At 35.9% G+C, this 22,037-nt stretch carries 16 protein-coding genes, 2 tRNA genes and 1 other annotated feature; of the genes, 16 read left to right on the forward strand and 2 right to left on the reverse strand.

Going from position 1 to position 22,037, the window contains the following annotated elements:
- Window positions 1–286 precede the first annotated feature (286 nt).
- The 11 genes from CC92_RS0119840 to CC92_RS0119895 all read left to right on the forward strand — a co-directional run bounded on the left by CC92_RS0119840 (window position 287) and on the right by CC92_RS0119895 (window position 14,063).
- Window positions 287–2,275 (forward strand): methyl-accepting chemotaxis protein, encoded by a 1,989-nt coding sequence (locus tag CC92_RS0119840; protein WP_029501778.1) that lies wholly within the window; start codon window positions 287–289, stop codon window positions 2,273–2,275.
- A gap of 103 nt (window positions 2,276–2,378) precedes the next feature.
- On the forward strand, window positions 2,379–3,434 hold the full coding sequence (gene tig / locus CC92_RS0119845; RefSeq protein WP_029501777.1) for a trigger factor: 1,056 nt from the start codon (window positions 2,379–2,381) through the stop codon (window positions 3,432–3,434).
- A gap of 174 nt (window positions 3,435–3,608) precedes the next feature.
- Window positions 3,609–5,033, forward strand: a complete 1,425-nt coding sequence (locus CC92_RS0119850; protein ID WP_029501776.1) for a spore germination protein — start codon at window positions 3,609–3,611, stop codon at window positions 5,031–5,033.
- Window positions 5,034–5,176: 143 nt separating this feature from the next.
- Entirely contained in the window at window positions 5,177–5,893 is a 717-nt protein-coding gene (deoD, locus tag CC92_RS0119855) for a purine-nucleoside phosphorylase (RefSeq protein ID WP_029501775.1), read from the forward strand.
- 68 nt (window positions 5,894–5,961) lie between these two features.
- Entirely contained in the window at window positions 5,962–6,627 is a 666-nt protein-coding gene (deoC, locus tag CC92_RS0119860) for a deoxyribose-phosphate aldolase (protein ID WP_029501774.1), read from the forward strand.
- A gap of 45 nt (window positions 6,628–6,672) precedes the next feature.
- The gene (locus tag CC92_RS0119865) at window positions 6,673–7,197 is read left to right on the forward strand and encodes a cytidine deaminase (protein ID WP_081841763.1); all 525 of its coding nucleotides are present in this window, start codon (window positions 6,673–6,675) and stop codon (window positions 7,195–7,197) included.
- Between the two features lie 508 nt (window positions 7,198–7,705).
- Window positions 7,706–8,884, forward strand: a complete 1,179-nt coding sequence (locus tag CC92_RS0119875; RefSeq protein WP_031420727.1) for a BMP family lipoprotein — start codon at window positions 7,706–7,708, stop codon at window positions 8,882–8,884.
- Window positions 8,885–9,036: 152 nt separating this feature from the next.
- The gene (locus CC92_RS0119880; protein WP_029501771.1) at window positions 9,037–10,548 is read left to right on the forward strand and encodes an ABC transporter ATP-binding protein; all 1,512 of its coding nucleotides are present in this window, start codon (window positions 9,037–9,039) and stop codon (window positions 10,546–10,548) included.
- 3 nt (window positions 10,549–10,551) lie between these two features.
- Entirely contained in the window at window positions 10,552–11,757 is a 1,206-nt protein-coding gene (locus CC92_RS0119885; RefSeq protein ID WP_081841762.1) for an ABC transporter permease, read from the forward strand.
- Entirely contained in the window at window positions 11,757–12,710 is a 954-nt protein-coding gene (locus tag CC92_RS0119890; RefSeq protein ID WP_029501769.1) for an ABC transporter permease, read from the forward strand. Before CC92_RS0119885 ends, CC92_RS0119890 begins: the two co-directional genes overlap by 1 nt.
- A 525-nt stretch (window positions 12,711–13,235) precedes the next feature.
- Window positions 13,236–14,063 (forward strand): alpha/beta fold hydrolase, encoded by an 828-nt coding sequence (locus CC92_RS0119895; RefSeq protein WP_029501768.1) that lies wholly within the window; start codon window positions 13,236–13,238, stop codon window positions 14,061–14,063.
- A 126-nt stretch (window positions 14,064–14,189) separates the two neighbouring features.
- On the opposite strand, the gene CC92_RS0119900 is transcribed toward CC92_RS0119895, so the two are convergent.
- Window positions 14,190–15,695: a carboxypeptidase M32 gene (locus CC92_RS0119900; RefSeq protein ID WP_029501767.1), complete on the reverse strand. Its 1,506-nt coding sequence runs from the start codon at window positions 15,693–15,695 to the stop codon at window positions 14,190–14,192.
- Between the two features lie 405 nt (window positions 15,696–16,100).
- Here CC92_RS0119900 and CC92_RS0119905 point away from each other — a divergent pair, with 405 nt between their 5' ends.
- From CC92_RS0119905 to CC92_RS0119925, 5 genes are all read left to right on the forward strand, one after another.
- Window positions 16,101–16,964 (forward strand): YitT family protein, encoded by an 864-nt coding sequence (locus CC92_RS0119905; RefSeq protein WP_420323177.1) that lies wholly within the window; start codon window positions 16,101–16,103, stop codon window positions 16,962–16,964.
- 154 nt (window positions 16,965–17,118) lie between these two features.
- Window positions 17,119–17,386 (forward strand) — a binding site (T-box leader).
- A gap of 183 nt (window positions 17,387–17,569) precedes the next feature.
- Window positions 17,570–18,778, forward strand: coding sequence for a tyrosine--tRNA ligase (tyrS, locus tag CC92_RS0119910; protein ID WP_029501765.1), 1,209 nt, complete (start codon window positions 17,570–17,572; stop codon window positions 18,776–18,778).
- Between the two features lie 102 nt (window positions 18,779–18,880).
- Window positions 18,881–20,092, forward strand: coding sequence for a hypothetical protein (locus CC92_RS0119915; protein WP_029501764.1), 1,212 nt, complete (start codon window positions 18,881–18,883; stop codon window positions 20,090–20,092).
- A 111-nt stretch (window positions 20,093–20,203) separates the two neighbouring features.
- Window positions 20,204–20,276 (forward strand) — tRNA-Val (locus tag CC92_RS0119920).
- A 23-nt stretch (window positions 20,277–20,299) separates the two neighbouring features.
- Window positions 20,300–20,373, forward strand: a tRNA-Met gene (locus CC92_RS0119925).
- Window positions 20,374–20,533: 160 nt separating this feature from the next.
- On the opposite strand, the gene CC92_RS0119930 is transcribed toward CC92_RS0119925, so the two are convergent.
- Window positions 20,534–21,709, reverse strand: a complete 1,176-nt coding sequence (locus tag CC92_RS0119930; RefSeq protein WP_029501763.1) for an ISL3 family transposase — start codon at window positions 21,707–21,709, stop codon at window positions 20,534–20,536.
- Window positions 21,710–22,037 lie beyond the last annotated feature (328 nt).

The raw sequence follows: 22,037 nt of genomic DNA on the forward strand, positions 1-22,037 counted from the left end.
CTCTTTTTCTGTTTGTTCTAATAAAATTTCAAGTAATCTCAATTTAAGAATACATAGGAATCATCAGGATAAAGTAAAGTTATCGATGACTAAGACTCTGCCTTCTATGCATTTTAAGTAATAATTTCACTATCGATCCCAGAACATTACATTATTTTTTTAAGGGAAAAAGAGTTAAATTTATAGGATACTACTAGATTTTACATAAATAATATTTTGACTTCTCATAACTGAAGTAAGATAGCTTTGTTCTATATTGGTACGAGAAAGAGGAGGTATTCGATTTTTGAAAGCAAATCGGAATCATGTGAAATCAAGACTTGGAATGAGAGGAAGACTTTTAGGCTTAATACTACCTATTATTGTAGTAGTAATTGGCATTACGCTCTATGTCTCTTTAAACAGTATGAAGGGAATTGTGGAGGAGAGAACAAAAGAGATTATTGAATATACAACAGAAGGAAATGCTGCATCGATGGATTCTTTTTTAGGTGCAACATTAAAAGAATTAGATGCTATGAAGCTTTGCATTAAGAATAGTTACTTGACAGAAGCCCAGCTTAAGAGGTTGTTTCAAAACACCTTTGGAAGTAATGAGTTTTATCCAGAGGGACTCTATTATGGGACAAGTGATGGATTTTATGCAGACGGAACAGGTGGAGCCAAGGTAGGAAACATAGAAGAAATGCAATGGTTTATAGAAGGGTTAAGCCATAGCGAGGGGTTTTCTTATGGTACACCATATAGGAAAGACAGAGATGGGGAATTCGTGGTTACCGCTTCCATAGATTTATCTACAGGACCCGTAAAAAAGGTTATGGCAGCAGATATCCCGATACAAATATTAATTGATTATGTTAGTGAAATCTCCTTCTTGAATGGAAAAGGCAAGACATTACTACTGGATACTATGACCGGTGAGGTAATCTCCAAAGACGTTAGTACAGAGGGGGAGCTATTACAAAATATATTACATAAAGTAAGGGAGAAGGAGTATGATACCACCCTCATTAGTGATGGAAATGAGCATTATTATGTAACTGTCTCACCACTTAGTTATTGTAATTTGTCCTTAGTAAGCTATGTTTCCAGAGAAGAAGTGATACTTTCTCAAGTACGGGAGGTTATTTGGAAGGTGATTATTATTGTTGGTATTATCGTAATTCTTTCTTTATTTTCCATTGTGAGATATATCAGTCATAAAACAAGTCAGTTAAAAAAGGTTACTGCTTATATGCAATCGATAACGGATGGGAATTTTACGAAGGGAATAACAATTGATAGTCATGATGAGATGGGAACCATGATTGATTCAGTAGAAAGTTTTCGTAGTGTGATGACTCAAATGATTTTAGAATTAAATCGAATTGTGGAACAGTTGCAGCAGCAATCCGATCATAGTGGTCAGATGAGTTTACAGTTAAAGAATGCCAGTACTTCTCAATATGATTCGATGAGACAGATGCAGGAATCTCTTGGTGATCTTGGAAAAAGCGTTGAGGAGATCGTGGAAAATTCGAATATATTGGCTGCTGATATTGGAACTGTACGAGAAAAATCGGAAGCAATGAATCAAAAACTGAAAGAAATGGTGAAGCTATCGGATTCTGGGCAGATGGAAATTGAAATAATGGATGGTTCGATGAAAAATATCCAGGGAAATATGGAAAATCTATCAGAGTCAGTAGAATCAGTACATCAATATATGAAACGCATTCGTGGTATGGTAGATTCCATGGAGGAAATCGCTGAGCAGTCGAAGTTATTATCATTAAATGCTGCAATTGAAGCAGTCAGGGTAAGTTCTGATGGGAAAGGTTTTCAAGTAGTAGCAATGGAGGTTAATGCATTAGCAAAAAACAGTGCGGATAGTGTGGTCCGTATGAAACAGGTAATTGAAGGTATCGTAGAGCTGGTCAATGAAATGAAAGGTAAAACAGAAAGCTGTGTTCACTCGATACAGGAAAGTAAACAAACGATGGCAAACTCTGTGGAAACATTTCAGCGGATTACGTTGAAAGTTCAAAATGTGAAAGAAGAGGTGGACGCTGTAACGGTTCGTATCGGTGAAGTTGAGGGTGTGAGTCAAAATTTGGTAGCGATTACACAAGAACAGTCAGCTGCCAGCCAACAGATGTTTTCTATGAGTGATTCAGTTTTAGAGCACACAGCATGGGTAAAATCGAATGCATCACAAAGTCAAGAGAAAGCCAAAGATTTAGCAGCAATGGTCTTCAAATTACAGGATGTTTTGCAGTTTTTTAAAGTGAAGTAATGATTTGTGAAGAATTAGTGAAATGTAAGTATTTACATTGTAAAAATCCTTCGTATATGATAAAGTAGTAACGTAGACCTATGAAAAGAAAGGTATGGAGGATATGAAAAAGAGAGGAATACTTGCGATTGCGGTGCTAGGAGTTGCCCTTGTATTTTCCGGGTGCAAAAAAAACGAAGAGATTAATTTTGAAACTTACAGCAGATATAAGGATGTAGATACTAAAAAATACGTAACTCCTGGTAATTATAAGGATATCAAAGTATCCGCAGAGACATTTGATATTACCGATTCCGATATAGAGAAAAAGATACAAGAGATTCAAACACAAAATGGTACTTATGTAAAAAATGAGGACCGTCCAATTTCGGATGGAGATAAAGTTACAATCCAGATGACCGGTACGATTGATGGAAAAGCAAATGATGGCTTTAACAGTGACAATTTTGAATTTGTCTATGGCGATGGTGAATATATCATGGATGGGTTTACTGCAAATTTAGCAGGGATGTATGCCGGTGAGACTACAAAGTTTTCAATCACAATTCCAAGTACTTTTACAGAAAAGGCTTTTATTGGAAAAGAAGCTACTTTTCAAGTTACAATAAAAGCAGTAGAACAATTCTTAGTACCTGAAATTACGGATGAATTTGTACAAAAAATCTCTGATGCAACTACCGTAGAGGAGTACAAAGAAAGTTTAATTCCTACTATTAAGCAAGAGATGTTGGAAGATATTAAGACTGATAAAAAGTCAGGAGCTTGGAAGATTGTTTCTGATTCCTCTGAGATTTTAGATTATCCCGAAGGGTCAATTGAGAGAAAGAGCAAAGAGCTTGAAGAAAAGCTGAATATACAGGCAATGGTGAATGGGTTGGAGCTTGAAGAATATGTGAAGACCTATTTTGGCGTAACTTTTGAGGAATATGTTAAATTAGCATTAAAACAGGAGTTGTTATTAGATGCGATTGGTAGAACTGAGAATATTACATTATCTCAGAAAGAGTATGAAGAAAGATTAACAGTTTATGCGAAAAACTATGGTTATAACACCAACGATGAATTTGTAAAGGCAATCGGAGAAGGAACGGTGAAGGAAGCCCTTCTCTGGGACAAGGTTCAAGATTTCATTGCGGAACAAGTGACCATAGTAGAATAAAAGACGAATAACAAGTGGAAGAATAAGTTATCTCAGCGGTTAAAAATATAAGCTTGAGTTTCTATAGGATAAGGTCCTAGTAGGAATTCAAGCTTTTTCTTTTTATGCTACATATTTCTAGTTGATATTGGCAAACTATAGTAGAAAATGAGTTACGAAAGTGAGTGAAGAAAAATGCCATATCAACTAGGTAAGGATATTCATGCGAATATGAATTACTTCAACCAATTATTTAAGGTAGATAAAAGCTTTGATATCCTCTGCCGAACCTTTCAGACAGGAGGAAAATTGGCTTGTTTATATTTTATTGATGGTTTTGCCAAAGATGAACCCTTACAAAAGATGCTACAGAAATTAGACATTGTAAAAGCAGAAAATTTTCCAAAGAGTGCAAAGGAATATGCAGATGCCAATATTGGTTATATTGAAGTAGAGATAATAAAAGAAGAAAAAGCAATCGTGAAAAATCTATTTTCTGGTGTTCCGATCCTGCTGATCGATGGGTTTGATGAAGTAATAGCGATTGACGCCAGAACCTATCCAGCCAGAGGAGTAGAAGAGCCGGAAAAGGATAAAGTGATGCGAGGGTCCAGAGACGGCTTTGTAGAGACAATTGTCTTTAATACAGCGTTAATACGCCGCCGAATACGCAGTACTGATTTGGTGATGAAAATGATGGAGGTTGGTGCGAGTTCAAAAACGGATGTTGTTGTTACTTATATGGATGGTCGAATCGATGAAAGATTATTGAGTCGTATTATCACCAAGCTAGAAGGTCTTAACATAGACTCGTTATCTATGAATCAGGAAAGTTTAGCAGAATCATTATACCGTGGTAGCTGGTTTAATCCCTTTCCAAAATATAAATATTCCGAACGACCAGATACCACTGCTGCCTGTATTTTAGAAGGGAGTATCGCTATTTTAGTCGATAATTCTCCAGCAGCAATGATAATTCCATCCTCGATATTCGATATTGTAGATGGAACAGATGATTATTATTTTCCACCTATTACAGGGACTTATATACGATTGACTCGTTTGATTATTAGCCTGATTGCGATGATATTAACTCCAACCTTTCTTTTGCTTATGGAAAATCAACAATGGATTCCAGAAGGATTTGAGTTTATTATTGTGAAAGACCCTATGAATCTTCCACTCATATGGCAGTTTTTGATATTGGAACTTACAATAGATGGTCTACGATTGGCCGCGGTAAATACACCATCTATGCTGAGTACACCTTTAAGTGTGGTTGCGGCGATAATTATTGGTGATTTTACTGTTAGTTCAGGTTGGTTTAATGCAGAAGCCATGCTTTATATGGCATTTGTTGTCCTATCCAGTTATACCCAGGTTAGCTTTGAACTTGGCTATGCGCTTAAGTTTTTACGTTTAATTTTGTTAATACTCACAGCAATATTTGGAGTATGGGGATATGGAGCAGGAATTATTCTGATCTTAGTTAGTGTTGCCTTTAACAAGACAATATCTGGTAAGAGCTATCTTTATCCGCTCATACCGTTTAATGGGAGAAAACTAATGAGAAAGTTCTTCCGTGTAACCTTGCCAAACAGTAAGAATCAGCGTCTTTAAGGTAGTTTTGATGATAGGCTACGAAGTTGCATTTGGAGAGGTAATATGTTAAGATAATCTAGAAAAGAGAAAAGTTTCTAATTTTTTTTCACTTAAATTAAGCATTGAAATCATATCCAAGAATATAGAATGGAGGAATTATTATGAGTCATGCACCAACACCAACCCCGCACAATGGAGCAAAGCCTGGAGAGATTGCTAAAACGGTATTAATGCCAGGAGATCCTTTACGTGCCAAATTTATTGCAGAAACTTATTTAGAAAATCCGGTATGTTTTAATACAGTGAGAAATATGTTTGGTTATACAGGTACCTATAAAGGGAAGGAAATTTCAGTTATGGGTGGAGGTATGGGAATGCCATCCATCGGTATCTATTCTTACGAGTTATATCACTTTTATGATGTGGATAATATTATTCGCATCGGTTCTGCTGGTGGAATTTCTGACAACATTCATGTTCGTGACGTTGTAATAGGTATGGGTGCAAGTACGAATTCTAATTTTGCTTCTCAATATGAGTTACCAGGAACCTTTGCACCAATCGCTAGCTATGAGCTATTGGAAAAGGCAGTTGGGGCAGCAAGAGCTCAGAATACCAAGGTTGTTGTAGGCAATATCTTATCTTCTGACATCTTTTATGATGATAATAAAAATTCTTCGAATCAATGGAAGAAGATGGGCGTTTTATGTGTTGAGATGGAAGCTGCTGCACTTTACATGAATGCCGCAAGAGCAGGAAAGAATGCTCTATGTATCTTAACTATTTCAGATCACCTTTATACTGGCGAAAGTTTATCAGCAGAGGATCGTCAGATAAGTTTTAGAGAAATGATGGAGATAGCTCTGGAACTTGCTTAAAAGTTAAAGCTTGTGGTAGCACTACGCATACAAACTTGAGTTGCTCAAAAACAGAAATGAGGACGACAATGGATAGAAAAGACATTTTTAAAACGGTAGATCATACATTATTAACGCAAACTGCTACATGGCAGGATATCAAACAAATCTGCGATGATGCAATTACCTATCAGACTGCATCGGTTTGTATTCCACCTTCTTTTGTGAAACGTGCAAAGGAATATGTAGGTGCCCGTATGCCAGTATGTACAGTGATTGGTTTTCCAAATGGCTATAATACAACCAATGTAAAAGTTATGGAAACGAAAGATGCCCTTGATAACGGTGCAGATGAGATTGATATGGTAGTTAATCTCGGTGATGTGAAAGAAGGTAAGTTTGACGTAGTTGAGGAAGAGATACGCCAAATTAAAAAGGTGTGTGGGGATAAGATTCTAAAAGTAATTATTGAAACTTGTCTTCTTACGGAAGAAGAAAAAATTGCAATGTGTGAAGTAGTAACGAAAAGTGGAGCAGATTATATTAAAACATCCACTGGATTTTCCACTGCTGGGGCAACATTTGAAGACATTGAGCTTTTCTCCAAACATATTGGGAAAGATATTAAGATGAAGGCAGCAGGAGGTATTGCCTCTTTTGACGATGCGATACGCTTTCTTGAACTTGGTGCTTCACGTCTTGGTACGAGTCGTATTGTAAAATTAGCAAAAAACGAGTCTGGTAGTGGTTATTAAGATCTAGTATCTTAAGAAAATTTTGTGTGAAAGGGAGTGCATTTCATGAAGGACGAGGATGATAAGATGGAATTTACATTTCCAGCCTGTAGGCAAGCTGGAGAGTTAGTGCCCAAAAAGGCAAACCAATTACCTTCTGATGAGATAATTGATGACTCTGCTTGTAGAAATCTCATTAAAGAGGCAATCGGTATGTTGAAACGTTCTTATGTACCGTATTCAAATTTCCACGTTGGAGCTGCACTGTTATCTAAAAATAATAAAATATTTACCGGTTGCAATATTGAAAATGCAACTTATTCTCCGACTAATTGTGCAGAAAGAACAGCTTTTTTTAAGGCTGTCAGTGAAGGTGAAAAAGATTTTGTTGCAATTGCTATTGTTGGAGGGAAAAAAGGTAACATCGTAGATTATTGTCCTCCATGCGGAGTGTGTAGACAGGTTATGATGGAATTTTGTAATCCTAAAAAGTTTATTGTAATTCTAGCAAAATCTGAGGAGGATTATTGGGCATATACACTCGCGGATCTTCTTCCGTTGGGATTTTCAGCACAGAATTTGGAGGATTAATGGAATATGGGGGGTATTTCCAATTTAGGAAGCTTCCGCAAACTACCAATAAAATTACCAGATATTCATACCTTTACCATAGGAATTGAACATGCTATTATAAATCAGCATTCTTCTACTAATGTAGTGAATTATTGCTGATTTATAATAGCTTTTTTTTATTCTTGACCAGGAAAAGCTAGCGAAGCTTATTTTTACTTGTTGAGATTTTAGAATTTTGTCACTGGCTAGACTCATGGATTATTTGACCAATTTTGTGGATAGATTATGATTTGTATTAAAAATTTGGGGATAAGTAATGTAATTCTTAAGAAAAGACAGTATAAGAAATACAAAAAAAGCGAATTATAATTAGCAGATAGAAAAAACCAAGTTTAGCAAGGGATAGTGTAAAAAGGAGATTTTTTATACTCGGATTTGTGCTGTTGCTCAAATTCGCAGAATTGCGACAGAATGGTGAAGTTCTATTAATAAAAATTTACGGGATTAGATTTTGGAGGAGTCAGTGATGAAGAAAATTATTTCACATGTGCTTATTCTTGCCTTGGCAATGACAGTTTTTGCTGGTTGCGGTAAGAAAGTCAATGAACCACCAAATGGCAATGCAGGAACAACTCCTGGGGTAACCAATGGTGCAACTAATGAAAACAATAACAGCAATAATAACAATAACAGCAATAATAACAATAATAACAACAAGACCGAAGGATATGAGTTAGCTCTTGTAACAGACGTAGGTACCATCGATGACAAGTCTTTTAATCAGGGATCCTGGGAAGGACTTTACAAGTATGCGACTGAAAATAACAAGACTCACAAGTATTACCAGCCTGCAGAAGCTACAACGGCAGCATATATTGATACCATTGGCCTTGCAATCAAAGGTGGAGCAAAATTAGTTGTTTGTCCTGGATATAAGTTTTCGGAAGCAGTTTACGAAGTGCAGACTACATATCCAGATGTGAAATTTATCATCTTGGATAGTCAGCCAGAAAAAGGAGAGGACAAAACAATTAAAGAAAACGTATATTCTGTATATTATGCAGAGCATCAGGCTGGTTTTTTAGCTGGTTATGCAGCTGTAAAAGACGGTTATACGAAGCTCGGTTTTATGGGAGGTATGGCAGTACCAGCAGTAAAACGATATGGATATGGTTTTGTACTTGGAGCAGAAACAGCTGCAAAAGAAATGGGAATTGATAAGATTAATATGAAGTATCACTATACAGGTGGTTTTTCTGCAACTCCAGAAGCACAGACAACAGCAGCTTCTTGGTATCAGAGTGGAACACAAGTTATCTTTGGTTGCGGTGGCGCTGTAGGTAACTCGGTCATGGCGGCAGCACAAGATAATAATGGAAAAGTTATTGGTGTTGATGTGGATCAAAGTTCAGAATCTAGTACCGTAATAACTTCTGCTATGAAAGAACTAAGTAAATCAGTATACGATGGTATTGCGATGTTTTATGAGGGAAAATTCCCTGGCGGAAAAATTGTAACACTGGATGTCACAACAGAAGGTGTAGGACTTCCATTAAAGACATCAAAGTTTGTAAAATTTACGGAAGCTGATTATGGTGACGTTTATGCGAAACTAGTATCAGGAGAATATGCTCCAAAGGTGGAAGGAATTGAGGATGTCTCTAAATTACCTGTAACTATAGTCAAAATAGATGAAGTTAAGTAATAGAGAATTAATTTGAAGCGCTATGGCGCACAGATTGTAAAAGGATTAGGAGGGCTGTTGCAATATGGTGAAATTAAAACCATTTGTAACAGCTTTTTTAAGGAAATAAAGAAGGCAAGGAGGGAGTAATACCTTTGGATTACATTATTGAAATGCTAGGAATTACAAAAGAATTTCCCGGTATTATAGCGAATGATAATATAACTCTTCAGCTAAAGAAGGGAGAAATTCATGCACTGCTTGGTGAAAATGGTGCGGGAAAGTCTACCCTAATGAGTGTTTTGTTTGGATTATATCAACCAGAAAAGGGTTCCATCAAAGTAAAAGGAAAAACAGTAAAAATAAATGGCCCTTTGGATGCGAATGCACTTGGAATTGGAATGGTTCATCAGCATTTTAAGTTAGTTCATAATTTTACAGTTCTACAAAATATCATCCTCGGTGTAGAAACTGTAAGCGGTGGTTTTCTTAAGATGGAGGAAGCCAGAAAAAAGGTGTTAGAATTAAGTGAGCATTATCAACTTGCAGTAGATCCGGATGCTTATGTTTCAGACATTTCCGTTGGTATGCAACAAAGAGTTGAAATCTTAAAGATGTTATATCGTGAGAATGAGATCTTAATATTTGATGAGCCAACTGCAGTACTTACCCCACAAGAAATTGATGAGTTAATGAACATTATGCGAGACCTCGCAAAAGAAGGGAAATCGATTTTGTTTATTACTCATAAGTTAAATGAGATTAAAGCAGTTGCAGATCGATGCTCTGTATTACGGCGTGGTAGATATATTGGTACAGTAGATGTGAAATCCACGGATAAAGAAACGATGTCTGAAATGATGGTAGGTCGTAAGGTAAACTTTAAAGTTGATAAAAAAGAAGCAAAACCGAAAGAAGTTGTTTTGGATATTAAAACAGTAACTGTTCATTCCAAGCAGAAGGGAAACAAAAAAGCTTTAGTGCATGATGTGAGCTTTGTTGTTAAAAAAGGAGAGATTGTCAGCATCGCTGGTATTGATGGTAATGGTCAATCAGAATTAGTTCAAGCGATAACCGGATTAATCAAATGCGATAGTGGGTCCATAAAACTTCATGGGGAAGACATCACTAAAAAGACAATACGATATCGAAATATCCATGGCTTATCCCATATTCCGGAGGACCGTCATAAACATGGCCTTGTTCTTGAATATACAGTTCAGGACAATCTTGTCTTACAAGAGTATTTTACAGAAAAATATCAAAAAGGTGGTTTTTTAAAACGAGATGCAATCCATGAGAATGCAATAAAACTCATTGAACAATATGATATAAGAAGTGGGCAGGGAGCAGTCACGACATGCCGAAGTATGTCTGGAGGTAACCAGCAAAAGGTTATTATTGCAAGAGAAATTCAACGAAGGCCAGAGCTCTTGGTTGCTGTACAGCCAACTAGAGGTTTAGATGTTGGTGCTATTGAGTTTGTTCACAGACAGCTGATAGCAGAAAGAGATAAGGGAAGTGGGGTTTTACTGGTATCCTTTGAACTAGATGAAGTAATGAACTTAAGTGATCGTATTTTAGTAATGTATGAAGGAGAAATTGTAGCTTCGTTAAAACCGGATGAAGTTACCGTTCAAGAATTAGGTCTTTATATGGCTGGATCAAAAAGGAGGAAGGCTTAGAAGATGAGTGGAATTGGTAATTCATCAAAGAAAAGCGGATGGAAAAACCTTGGATTAATTTCCTCGATTTTTGCAATTATCATAGGCCTTCTGGTAGGCTTTCTTATATTGTTGTTTTCTAATCCTAATCAAGCAATCGGAGGATTTAAAACAATATTAACTGGAGCGCTTACGGATGGAAGCAAGGGAATTGGTATGGTATTATACTATGCTACACCAATCATTTGCACGGGTCTTTCCGTTGGATTTGCTTTTAAAACAGGATTATTTAACATTGGAGCTACAGGGCAATTTACAGTAGGTGCGTTTGCTTCAGTAGTAGTAGGTATTACAGCGACTAAGCTCGGGAATATTCATTGGATAGTAGCTCTTTTCGCGGCGGTGATTGCAGGTGCCCTTTGGGCTTTAATTCCTGGATTATTAAAGGCTTATGCCAACATTAATGAAGTGATTGCGGGTATTATGACGAACTATATCGGTATGTATCTTGTTAACTGGATTGTTAAGGATACCAATGCTTTATTTAATATGTTAGAGAATCGCTCGAAACCGGTGGCACCAACAGCCAACATACCAAAAGCTTTGCTTGACCAAATTTTTAAAGGATCTTATGTCAATGCCGGTATCATAATTGCAGTAATCGCAGCAATTATAATTTATATCATTTTAAATAAAACAACTTTTGGCTATGAGTTAAAAGCGGTTGGTTTTAATCGAGATGCTAGTAAATACGCAGGTATTAACGAGAAGAAGAGTATTGTATGGTCTATGGTCATTTCAGGGGCATTAGCTGGCCTTGGAGGTGGTTTATTTTATCTTGCTGGTTCCGGAAAATACATTGAGGTTGTAGATGAACTAGCTTCTGCTGGATTTGATGGAATCTCGGTTGCGTTACTTGGATTATCTCATCCAATCGGTATTTTATTATCAGCAATTTTTATTGCTTATATAAAGCAAGGTGGGTTTTATCTACAGCTTTTTGAATACTCTGGGGAAATAATTGACATCATCATTGCAGTAATTATATATTTTAGTGCATTTTCGATGATTGTTAGAAATTTTATTTCCAATCGAGAACGCAAGAGAAAAGTAGATCATATCGGAGGAAGTGCTCAAATACCAGCTCCCATCAATGAGCCATCTGATTATGGTAGTGAAAATGAAGAAGAAATTCGAGAAGCAACGCAAGAGGAAGGAGGAGACAAATAATGAATCCAGTATATTTTTTGTGTCAGCAGACGATGTTATTTTCAATCCCTCTTCTAATTGTAGCTCTTGGCGGTATGTTTTCAGAGCGAAGCGGAGTTGTAAATATTGCCTTAGAAGGTATTATGACGATAGGAGCATTTGCAAGTATATTGTTTATTAATACTTTTCAAGACCGTATGAGTGGTCAGCCGCTATTAATTCTAGCAATTTTGGTTGCTGCTCTGGCGGGTATCATATTTTCCTTATTTCATGCATATGCATCGATTCATATGAAAGCAGATCAGACGATATCTGGTACTGCGCTTAACATGTTTGCACCTGCATTTGCAATCTTTACGGCACGTCAGATTCAGGGTGTTCAACAGATTAACTTCAATAATACGTTTCGTATTCAAAAAGTTCCAGTGCTCGGTGATATCCCGATACTTGGTGAAGTATTATTTCAGAATGCCTATATCACAACGTACCTTGGAATTTTAGTCTTAATTATAGCTTCGATTGTATTAAATAAGACGAAGTTTGGCTTACGTCTTCGTGCTTGTGGCGAGCATCCTCAAGCTGCAGATTCTGTAGGAATAAATGTATACAAAATGAGATACGCTGGCGTAGCGTTATCGGGTATCCTTGGAGGAATTGGTGGCTTGGTATTTGTTATTCCAACGTCAACAAATTTTAATGCCAGCGTTGCAGGATATGGTTTCTTGGCATTAGCTGTTTTGATTTTTGGTCAATGGAAACCAATCCGTATTCTTTATGCTGCATTGTTCTTTGGATTGATGAAGACAATTGCATCCGCTTATTCCGGGATTCCATTTCTTACAAGTCTTGGAATACCAAGTTATCTTTATAAAATGATACCTTATATCGCAACTTTGATAGTACTTGCCTTTACTTCAAAGAAATCACAGGCACCAAAAGCAGCAGGAGTACCTTATGATAAGGGAAAACGTTAGGCGGATACCTTTCTATAAACTAGTAAAGCAGTAAACAAACGGAATAAGAAAATAAAGTAATAATAAGCTAGGAAACATGTGAATACAATCTACTAAATAAGCGAAATCAATCAAAGTAATAGGCATAATCAATCTAAGTAAATAGGCGAATACAATCTAAGTTACAGGATATTTTAAATCAAGAAACAGGTAGTTTTAATCTAGAAAAGAAATATATAATCAAGAGATTAAATAGAAAAAGATGAAATCACGATGTTTGGTGAGATTACTCCACGCATGGGTTTCATCTTTTTTATGACTACAAACGAATAGGTTAGTGCTCTGTATTCTGATACTTCATATTCTTTAAAAGTAACTTTTCTAGACTTTCTTTTTACTTCGTAGTATTCTTATTTAAGAGACACTGATAGAGATTGCTAAAAAGTATGTAATGAAATAAAGAATCTTTCACGTCATCATATTTATATTAAAAAACAAGTAAAATTTTAAGAAGTATTTAGGATATGTTTACTAAAGGAGACAATTATGAGCGTACGTTTACATGGAAAGCCTCCATATCAGATAGTTTTAGTACACCCACCAGGAATCATTGGTGCTTTAAGTGGTGTTGCTAGAAACTTGTCTGACCGATATGGGGTCATTGAATTGATTCAAACCAGATATTGTTTAGAAGAACTTTTAATAGAGATGGTACAAGATCTAAGTAGTTATCAAGAGCAGCCTATAATACTAATCGGTCATTCCTATGGGACGTGGCTGGTTGGATTATATGCATTAAAAAGAGCACATAATATACAAAAATTAATACTAATAGGGACACCACCACTCTGTAGTAGCTATGAATATATCGTGGATATAAAAAGAAAATTACATTACAACGATGAAGAAATAAAAGAATTCGATCAATTAAATTGCATGCTAAGAGAAGCTTCCAACGTGAATAAACAGGAAATGGATAGGATCTTAATGCGCTATGGTCAACTATGTAATATAGCGGATGAATATCAGCCAATTGGGAATGAGAACATATACTCTGAGCCTGTAAAATTTAATGGAAGAATGTATTTTGAAATCATGCGGGAGCTTATGCAGATGCAAGAAAAGGAAGTATTATTGGATTATTTTGAAACGATAAATATAAGGATTGCGTTAATTCATGGGCAATACGATACACATCCCTTAGAAGGGGTTTTAGAGCCATTTTTAAAAAGAAAAATTCCACATACTTATTCCCTGCTTGACGACTGTGGTCATACTCCATGGCTAGAGATAGGAGCCAAAACTAATTTTCAAATGATATTAGACTACGAGATTAAAGATGCATTTGCAAGTAAAGAAAGCGAAAAGAATTAATAATTAGGGCTGACGGAATATCCAAATGCTTGAATGCTTGGAATATTTCGTAGCCCTTATTAGTAGGATAATATCAAAACGAAATACCAATAGATCACTTAAATAATCTACTGTATTCAGGATACCTTATAGTTGATAGAGTTTCGTGTACTTGTCAACCAGATAATTTATATAGTAATCAGCATTAAAAGATTCACCGGTCATTGCTAATAATAACTCGTTGGTATTCTTAGTGGCACCATATTGATGGATGTGTTCTTTTAATAAATCTAAAATAGGTTTTAAGTTCCCTTCGCTTAAAGCTTTTGAAAAGTCAATTTTAGTCTGGAGATAAGCATAAATTTGAGATGCGATTGCGTTACCAAGGGCATAGGATGGAAAGTATCCAAAGGTACCGTTTGACCAATGTACATCCTGTAAAACACCAAGTGCATCAGTTGGAGGAACAATTCCTAAATATTCTTCATACTTCTCATTCCAGATCCGTGGTAGGTCAGATACCTCAATTTGTCCGGATATTAATAGTTTCTCAATTTCATAGCGAATCATGATGTGAAGAGAATAGGTTAACTCATCTGCTTCCGTACGAATGAAATCTGGCTCTGCTTTATTAATAGAGAGAATAAATTGATCGAGAGATACATTTTTTAGTTGTTCAGGGAAGGTACTTGTTAATCTGTCCCACAGTGGAGCCCAGAAATCTTTACTACGTCCAATGATATTCTCAAAAAAGCGTGATTGAGATTCATGTACACCCATGGAAGATCCGTGGCCAACAGGCGTTTGAGTGATGGAATCATCAATATTCATCTCATAGATAGCATGACCGCCTTCATGGATGGTAGAAAAGATAGAGCTTTCGAGATTGTTTTCATAATAGTGTGTTGTAATACGAACGTCTTTATTATGAAGATTGGTCGTAAATGGATGTTCACTTTCTGCAATTACTCCACGATTAAAATCAAATCCAATGTACTCTGCAATGTATTTACAGAATTCTTTTTGTTTTTCAATATCATATGTTAGAGAGTTATAGGATTTGTCTATCGATTCATTTTTCGCTACTACTTGCTTTAGTAAAGGAACGATTGCTGTACGCAGTTTTACGAAGAAGTCATCCAATTGCTTCATATCGATACCTTCTTCAAAGTCATCTAGCATAATATCATAGAGGGCTTTGTTCCCCTCCTTTCGATAGCTGGCAAATCTTTTTTGATAGGATACAATTTCTTCTAAGGTTGGAGCAAAATCGGCAAAGCAGTTTTTTTCCTTTGCATTATCCCAAATAGTACTGGATTTTGCGATCAGTTCGCTAAACGCTTTGTATTCTTCTGGTGGGATACATTCCATTGCTTTGAAATCTTTGCTCATTTTTTTTACTATTTTTTGTTCCTTCATTTCTAAAGTAACAAAATTCTCTGGCAAAGAAAGTTCCTGTAACAGATTTTTAACATCATCATTTACCATGGTATTAAAATACTCACTTGATAACAAACCAAACACTTTTGCGGTATTATCCAAAGCTTCTACTGGGGCAAGGGTTTCATTATCCCATTGCAATAAGGTTAATGCAGTTTCAAATGCAAGCATTTTGTCTAAGTGTGGTACTAATTTTTCGAATTTTTCACTCATCTATATACTTCCTTTCTCAATTTAATTGGATACTAATTTTAAGATGCCTCACCAGCTCACCAGTAACAATTCATTCCTTGCATGTTATGTAAACTTGGTGAAAGAATCTAAGGGATGTTTAAATAAAATTAGAACTAGCGTATAAATTATCCCAAAAAATTATATCATAGGAGTTGTAGAATAGCTATTATTTTTAAAGAGAGGAAGTTGTTCTAACAGTACTGGTGCTGTAGATTCCTCTTAAATCGTAGCGATATGGTATTGATGTTTTGGTCAAGCTGTGGTATAAATAATTAAGTAAATTTGATAGAAATGAGTGAAATGTATTAGGCAGTTGCCTTGATCCACGTCTGTTAGGGAAAATCTAACAGACGTTTTTTTGGAGGAATTTAGGTTATGAAAACGATGAAACTTTTACGTGATTTGCTAATTATTGTTTGTGGCAATTTTCTTTATGCGGCGGGGGTGGTGTTTTTTATTCTACCGTCTGGATTAATTACTGGAGGAACAACAGGGATTGCTCTTAGTATGAACTACTTTTTTGATTTACCAGTATCCTCTTTTATATTTTGCTTCAACCTTATCATGTTCCTGTTTGGATTATTTATCCTGGGAAAAAGTTTTGCTTTGACCACATTAATTAGTACTTTTTGTTTCCCATTTGCACTCGGTTTATTACAAAAAGTAGCTGGTGGGTTTATACTGACAGATGATATTTTATTATGCACTCTTTTTGGTGGAATTTGCATTGGAACAGCAATTGCAATCGTCATTAGAATGGGAGCAAGTACAGGAGGAATGGATATACCACCGCTGATTCTAAATAAGTATGCGCATATACCTGTATCGATTAGCTTATATGTTGCAGATTGTGTCATCCTTGTGCTACAAGCTATCTTCAGTGAAAAAGAAAAAGTTCTTTATGGTATCGTTTTAGTTTTAATCTATTCTATCGTTTTAGATAAGCTTCTGATGTTTGGAACAAACAAAATGCAGTTAAAGGTAGTAAGTAGTAAAGTTGATCTTATAAAAGATGCAATTATATCGGAGATTGACAGAGGGGTAACTCTTTTCCATGGTAGAACAGGGTACTTAGAAAAAGAGACTGACATCCTACTTAGTGTAGTCTCAAACAGAGAACTTTATAAGGTGGAAAAATTAATTCATCAAATAGATGAAGATGCCTTTGTTATGGTTAGCCGTGTTAGTGAAGTTAGGGGCAGAGGATTTAGTGTAGGAAAGAAATACTTAATGAAAAAACCGGAGTAAGTAGGTTGGCGAGCTGTAAGAGTAAGTATGGTATAATTTGTGTACTGAAAAAGTTAAGAAGTATTAGCTTGTAGTGTAGTTAAGAAGTATTTACTTGTTATGGGGTTGACAGGTATGATTTCGTTTGCTATAATCAAAAAATCAAGTAAATAAATCATAGGCTATGATAAGAAAGAGTAAAAATCATTGTAATCTAACAGAAAGTTGCCGGCTGATGAGAGGCGCAAGAGAACAGATTTTGAATACATCTTTGAGCTTCACACCGAACGACGATATTAGTTTAAGTAGGCTGTTGACGGTTTCCCGCACCCGTTATCGTGCTAGAGTATAACCATCAGTAAGGATGAGTACTCGAAGAGGTTAGCTGTGCGAACAGTTAATAAAATTGAGGTGGTAACGCGTGATATTATCCCGCCCTCTGAATTTCATTCAGAGGGCGGTTTTTTTGTGTGCTTAGCATGCAATCTCGTTAAGAGAAGAAATAGACTTTCTTAACCATAGAAAACGCTTCCCTAAGAATGCTCATGACGTGAAGAATACACGATCTTTGATCTTCATAGCGATAAAAACTTGATAGGATTAATGAAGAAAAGGAGAGATATGACATGATTTGTGTGGATGAACAGATGAAAATTATTAAAAAAGGCGTATTGGATATGATGCGTGAGGAGGAATTAAGAGAAAAACTTAAGCTATCAGTAGAACAAAATAAACCTCTCACAATCAAGCTTGGACTTGACCCATCGGCACCTGATATTCATCTAGGACATACGGTAGTTCTTCGTAAAATTAAACAGATGCAAGACTTAGGACATAAGGCGATTATTATTATCGGAGATTTTACTGGACGTATCGGTGATCCTACAGGAAAATCGAAGACAAGAAAACCTCTTACCGATGAGCAGGTAAAAGAGAATGCTGCGACTTACATGGAGCAGATATTTAAGGTATTAGACAGAGAAAAAACAGAGGTACGTTTCAACAGTGAATGGTTATCAAAACTAAATTTTGAACAAGTAATTGCTTTAGCATCTACAACTACAGTAGCAAGACTATTAGAGCGTGATGATTTTCAGAACCGCTACAAAAATCAGGAACCAATCGGCGTTCATGAGTTTTTCTACCCTTTAATGCAAGGCTACGATTCGGTTCATATAAAAGCGGATATCGAATTAGGTGGAACGGATCAGACCTTTAATATACTAATGGGCAGAACCTTACAAAAATCAGTTGGAATGTCTCAGCAGATCGCTATGTTTATGCCAATTCTTGAAGGTCTTGATGGAGTTGAAAAGATGAGTAAGAGTCTTGGTAACTATATTGGAGTAAGTGAATCTCCACAGGTTATGTTTAAGAAAGTAATGGAGGTTCCAGATCAGTTAATCTTCCGTTACTTTGAGCTTGTGACAGATGAACACCCAGATGAGATTGAAAAACTACGAAATGAGATGGAGCAGGGTAGAAACCCAAGAGATATTAAGCTAATCTTAGCTAGAATCATTACAAAGCTCTACCATGGAGAAGAAGGGGCAAAAGCTGGGGAGGAATACTTTGATCAAGTATTTAAAGAAGGTGAGATCCCTGAGGATATGCCTGAAATTAAACTTAGTAAGGAACAGGATAGCTTAATTTCGGTTGCCAGTGCCTTAGTAAACGAAGGGCTTGTTTCTTCTGCAAGCGAATTCCGTAGATTAATAAAACAAGGCGGAGTGCAGTTAAACAGGGAAAAGGTATTGGACATTGACTGTATCTTAACAGAACAAGAAAATGTATTAAAGATTGGTAAGAAGAAGTTTGTACGATTAGTATTTTAAGAATAGTTGCCGATATTTGTCTAGTATAGTATCATAGACATGAGATGCTATTTAAAAAGCATAAAGAAAGTAAACTTTTATATAAACGGAGGAAGTTGGCCAATGAAGTATGACCAACCAAGTCAAGAAGAAAAAATTGAAGAAAGCTCATGTCTTAATAAGTTTATACAAAACAATCAAGATATTATATCGGAGCTAATAGATTCGAAGCAACAGTTACGTTATATTATTGTTGGAGAAGATGAGACAAAGATTATGGCAGATAAGAAACAGGGGTACTATCAAAAGATGGTATCCCTGCTTATCGATGAAATAAACTTACCTCTGCAAAAAGTGGAACAAGAAGAGTCAGTAAATGCTATCGCAGAACTAAAGGAAGATAATCTTTCCATAGTATTTGGGTATCCACTAGGATACGAGCGTGCAACTGCGATGCTAGTCAACAGGGAAGAAAGCTTAGTTTTAGTCACAACAAAGAAAGGTATGACAGAAAAAGAAATACCATATGCTTATTGGGGAACTGAGGAGTACTATCGTAGTTACATAAAAGATACCATACTAGAGGAACACACCATACTTTTTAATACGGGAGCTGATTTATTTCAAGCGGTATCACAAGGCGAGATAGAAGGGATGTTGATAAAAAAAAGTACCTATGAGAGCTATCTACAAGAGGAGAAAGAATTGTATCTAGTTTCTAGTCTAGAGTTTCCTGTACAAGAGTATATATTAATATCAAATAAACAGGAAGCATTATCTAAATTTATGGATAAGTTTCTTCCATTTTATGAGGATATCCTAAGAGAAGAACAGATATCAACAGTAGAAGTTAGATATCAAGAACCAAATCAGGGTGCAAGAGAAAGTGTAATTTTATGGACTGCTTCTGTTATAATGGGGCTTGTTTTTATCTGTATAATTTTTTGTTTTGTTGTTCATCAGTGGAAGAAAAAGAAAAAGAAGCAAGCTGCTTCGATTTTATATCAAGAATTAATAGCCCTTCACGATAAGAGTCAAGAAAAATTAGTTGTGGATTTGTTAGCAGGAAAGGTTCGCTCCAACCAAAATTTTTCCTGCTTATTTGAAAATCAGAAGTCTCTTCCTCGTAAAAATATGAGGTTAAAGGAACTATCGAATAGGATAGGATTTGATTTCGAGGAGCATTATCGTTATATCAGTCGTCAATTTGAACGTACTTATCTGTTTCAATATCAGCTTTATCTAGGAGGAGTTCGGTATCTTATAGAAGAGGAAGGTGTCTTTGAGCAAGGAATATTCGTGATATTGATGTCGAAAGAAATGTTAAAAGAATAAGTTAGGATGAAGGAAGAATAAGGAATAAAAAAGTTTGTAAAATCTGCTTGACAAAAGTCGTCTTCCTAAATATAATAATAAATGTGCTCGCAAGAAGCGAGACAGTGATATGGGATCTTAGCTCAGCTGGGAGAGCATCTGCCTTACAAGCAGAGGGTCATAGGTTCGAGCCCTATAGGTCCCATTTTTACGGAAAAAATTAAATAAGGCGAAATAGCTCAGTTGGCTAGAGCATACGGTTCATACCCGTAGTGTCGTGGGTTCAAATCCCTCTTTCGCTATTAATTAGAGCTCAGAAGTATTACGGCTCTATGTCAAGTGTTGGGGTATGATTCTTTGAATCATGCTCCATTGCTGGATATAGAGCTATTTTTATGTTGGGTTTCTAATATAGCTGTTTTTGGGCATGACAAATAAACCTTCGTGCCAGTCTGATTTTATTTAGTTACAAGAGTGTAAAATGCGTGTTCTTAAACGTTTAAAGTTTCGAATTCCGTAAGAGATACGTTTTATTACTTTAATTTTATTATTGAATCCCTCTGTAATACCGTTTGTTAGTCCATACTTAAAAGCATTTAGTATGTATTTTGACCAGTGTCGGTATGTTGTAGCACACTTCTCGAACTCTTTCATACCACAACATTCAGCATTTTTAATCCATTCATAAAATTCAGTTCTTTGAATAGCATACTTGGGATTTTGGCAAATACGATAAAACCATTCTTTAAGCATATGGGCTTTTCTAAGATCATCATTGTAATGTAGCATCAAATCACATGCATCTTTATTCTTGTCTTTCAACTTATCATAGCGTGTTAATATAAGCTTATGACTTCGTTTATAGTATTTTCGCAATGAAACGGGCATAGTCTTTTGTAGTCTTTTACGAACGTTTTCGATTGCCCATGTAACTTGTCGAATAAAGTGGTATTTATCAATAATAACTTGAGCATTTGGAAAGTAAGCATGTGCTATGTCTACATAAGGCTGCCACATATCGCAAATAAAAAACTTTACGCGATTACGCTGACTACGATCAATCCCTCGGAAGTATTCTGATAAATGAGATTGAGTCCGATCTGGTAGTATATCCATAACTGTATGTTGCTTGGGATTTACCAGGATACATTGATATTTACCAGTGTCAGCATTCCCTTTAAACTCATCAATAGCAACTGTATCTTTGAGAGAAGGACAAGAGTAATTGATAGTATCCAGTATTCTTGATACGGTATTTGTAGAGACATTCGTTCTTTTGGCTACATACTTTAATGATACAGAGTCACGAAGTTGTTCCGCTATAGAATGAGTAAGCCTAACGGAGCGTTGCTGATAACGAGCTAGAAAGTCGTATTTCTCAAAAAAACGTTTACCACAAGAACAACGGTAGCGACGTTTTTTAAGTACCAGATAACAGTTCTTCTCTTGAAAAGGTAAATCCTTAATTGTTTGGGTTCTGTAATCGTGGATTCGTTTGGTTGCATTGCCACAGCAAGGACATTTTTGTTCTCTGGGGAGTGTTTGTATGAAAATTTTCGCAAAAGTATCAGCATGTACTATATTTTTTACTTTTACCTCTTTTAAATTTAATAATTTATTGATACAATAACTATGCATTATTGCAGCCTCCTAGTGGTTTGTTTGTCGACTGGCACTGGGAGGTTTTTTTATTATAAAGAAAAATGTTGGAGATGTGAATAGTTTAATTCACATGCCCCAACATTTATTATAGAACCAGTATTACTTCTGAGCTTTTTTGAGTGCTGTGAAGAATAGGATGTAATTGCAATTTAGAGTCAGATATGGAGTTGATTTATATTACTTATAAGTAGAATTCATAGAAAGCATTATTAATTATAATAACTAGGAATATTGAAAAAGGCGCTAAAATCAACTATAATTCACAATATCCGAGTAAGTCAAAGGCAGATGTCAATTGCATATC

Origin of the sequence: Lachnoclostridium phytofermentans (assembly GCF_000733755.1) — a bacterium.
In the GTDB taxonomy this organism is placed as follows: Bacteria; Bacillota; Clostridia; order Lachnospirales; family Lachnospiraceae; genus Lachnoclostridium; species Lachnoclostridium phytofermentans_A.

Bases quoted from the DNA above. Each gene is read 5' to 3' on its own strand.
- CC92_RS0119930 (WP_029501763.1), bottom strand. From the start codon at position 21,709: ATGCATAGTTATTGTATCAATAAATTATTAAATTTAAAAGAGGTAAAA.
- CC92_RS0119890 (WP_029501769.1), top strand. From the start codon at position 11,757: ATGAATCCAGTATATTTTTTGTGTCAGCAGACGATGTTATTTTCAATC.
- tig (WP_029501777.1), top strand. From the start codon at position 2,379: ATGAAAAAGAGAGGAATACTTGCGATTGCGGTGCTAGGAGTTGCCCTT.
- CC92_RS0119865 (WP_081841763.1), top strand. From the start codon at position 6,673: ATGAAGGACGAGGATGATAAGATGGAATTTACATTTCCAGCCTGTAGG.
- CC92_RS0119850 (WP_029501776.1), top strand. From the start codon at position 3,609: ATGCCATATCAACTAGGTAAGGATATTCATGCGAATATGAATTACTTC.
- CC92_RS0119880 (WP_029501771.1), top strand. From the start codon at position 9,037: ATGCTAGGAATTACAAAAGAATTTCCCGGTATTATAGCGAATGATAAT.
- deoC (WP_029501774.1), top strand. From the start codon at position 5,962: ATGGATAGAAAAGACATTTTTAAAACGGTAGATCATACATTATTAACG.
- CC92_RS0119900 (WP_029501767.1), bottom strand. From the start codon at position 15,695: ATGAGTGAAAAATTCGAAAAATTAGTACCACACTTAGACAAAATGCTT.
- deoD (WP_029501775.1), top strand. From the start codon at position 5,177: ATGAGTCATGCACCAACACCAACCCCGCACAATGGAGCAAAGCCTGGA.
- CC92_RS0119915 (WP_029501764.1), top strand. From the start codon at position 18,881: ATGAAGTATGACCAACCAAGTCAAGAAGAAAAAATTGAAGAAAGCTCA.
- CC92_RS0119885 (WP_081841762.1), top strand. From the start codon at position 10,552: ATGAGTGGAATTGGTAATTCATCAAAGAAAAGCGGATGGAAAAACCTT.
- CC92_RS0119875 (WP_031420727.1), top strand. From the start codon at position 7,706: ATGAAGAAAATTATTTCACATGTGCTTATTCTTGCCTTGGCAATGACA.
- CC92_RS0119905 (WP_420323177.1), top strand. From the start codon at position 16,101: ATGAAACTTTTACGTGATTTGCTAATTATTGTTTGTGGCAATTTTCTT.
- tyrS (WP_029501765.1), top strand. From the start codon at position 17,570: ATGATTTGTGTGGATGAACAGATGAAAATTATTAAAAAAGGCGTATTG.
- CC92_RS0119895 (WP_029501768.1), top strand. From the start codon at position 13,236: ATGAGCGTACGTTTACATGGAAAGCCTCCATATCAGATAGTTTTAGTA.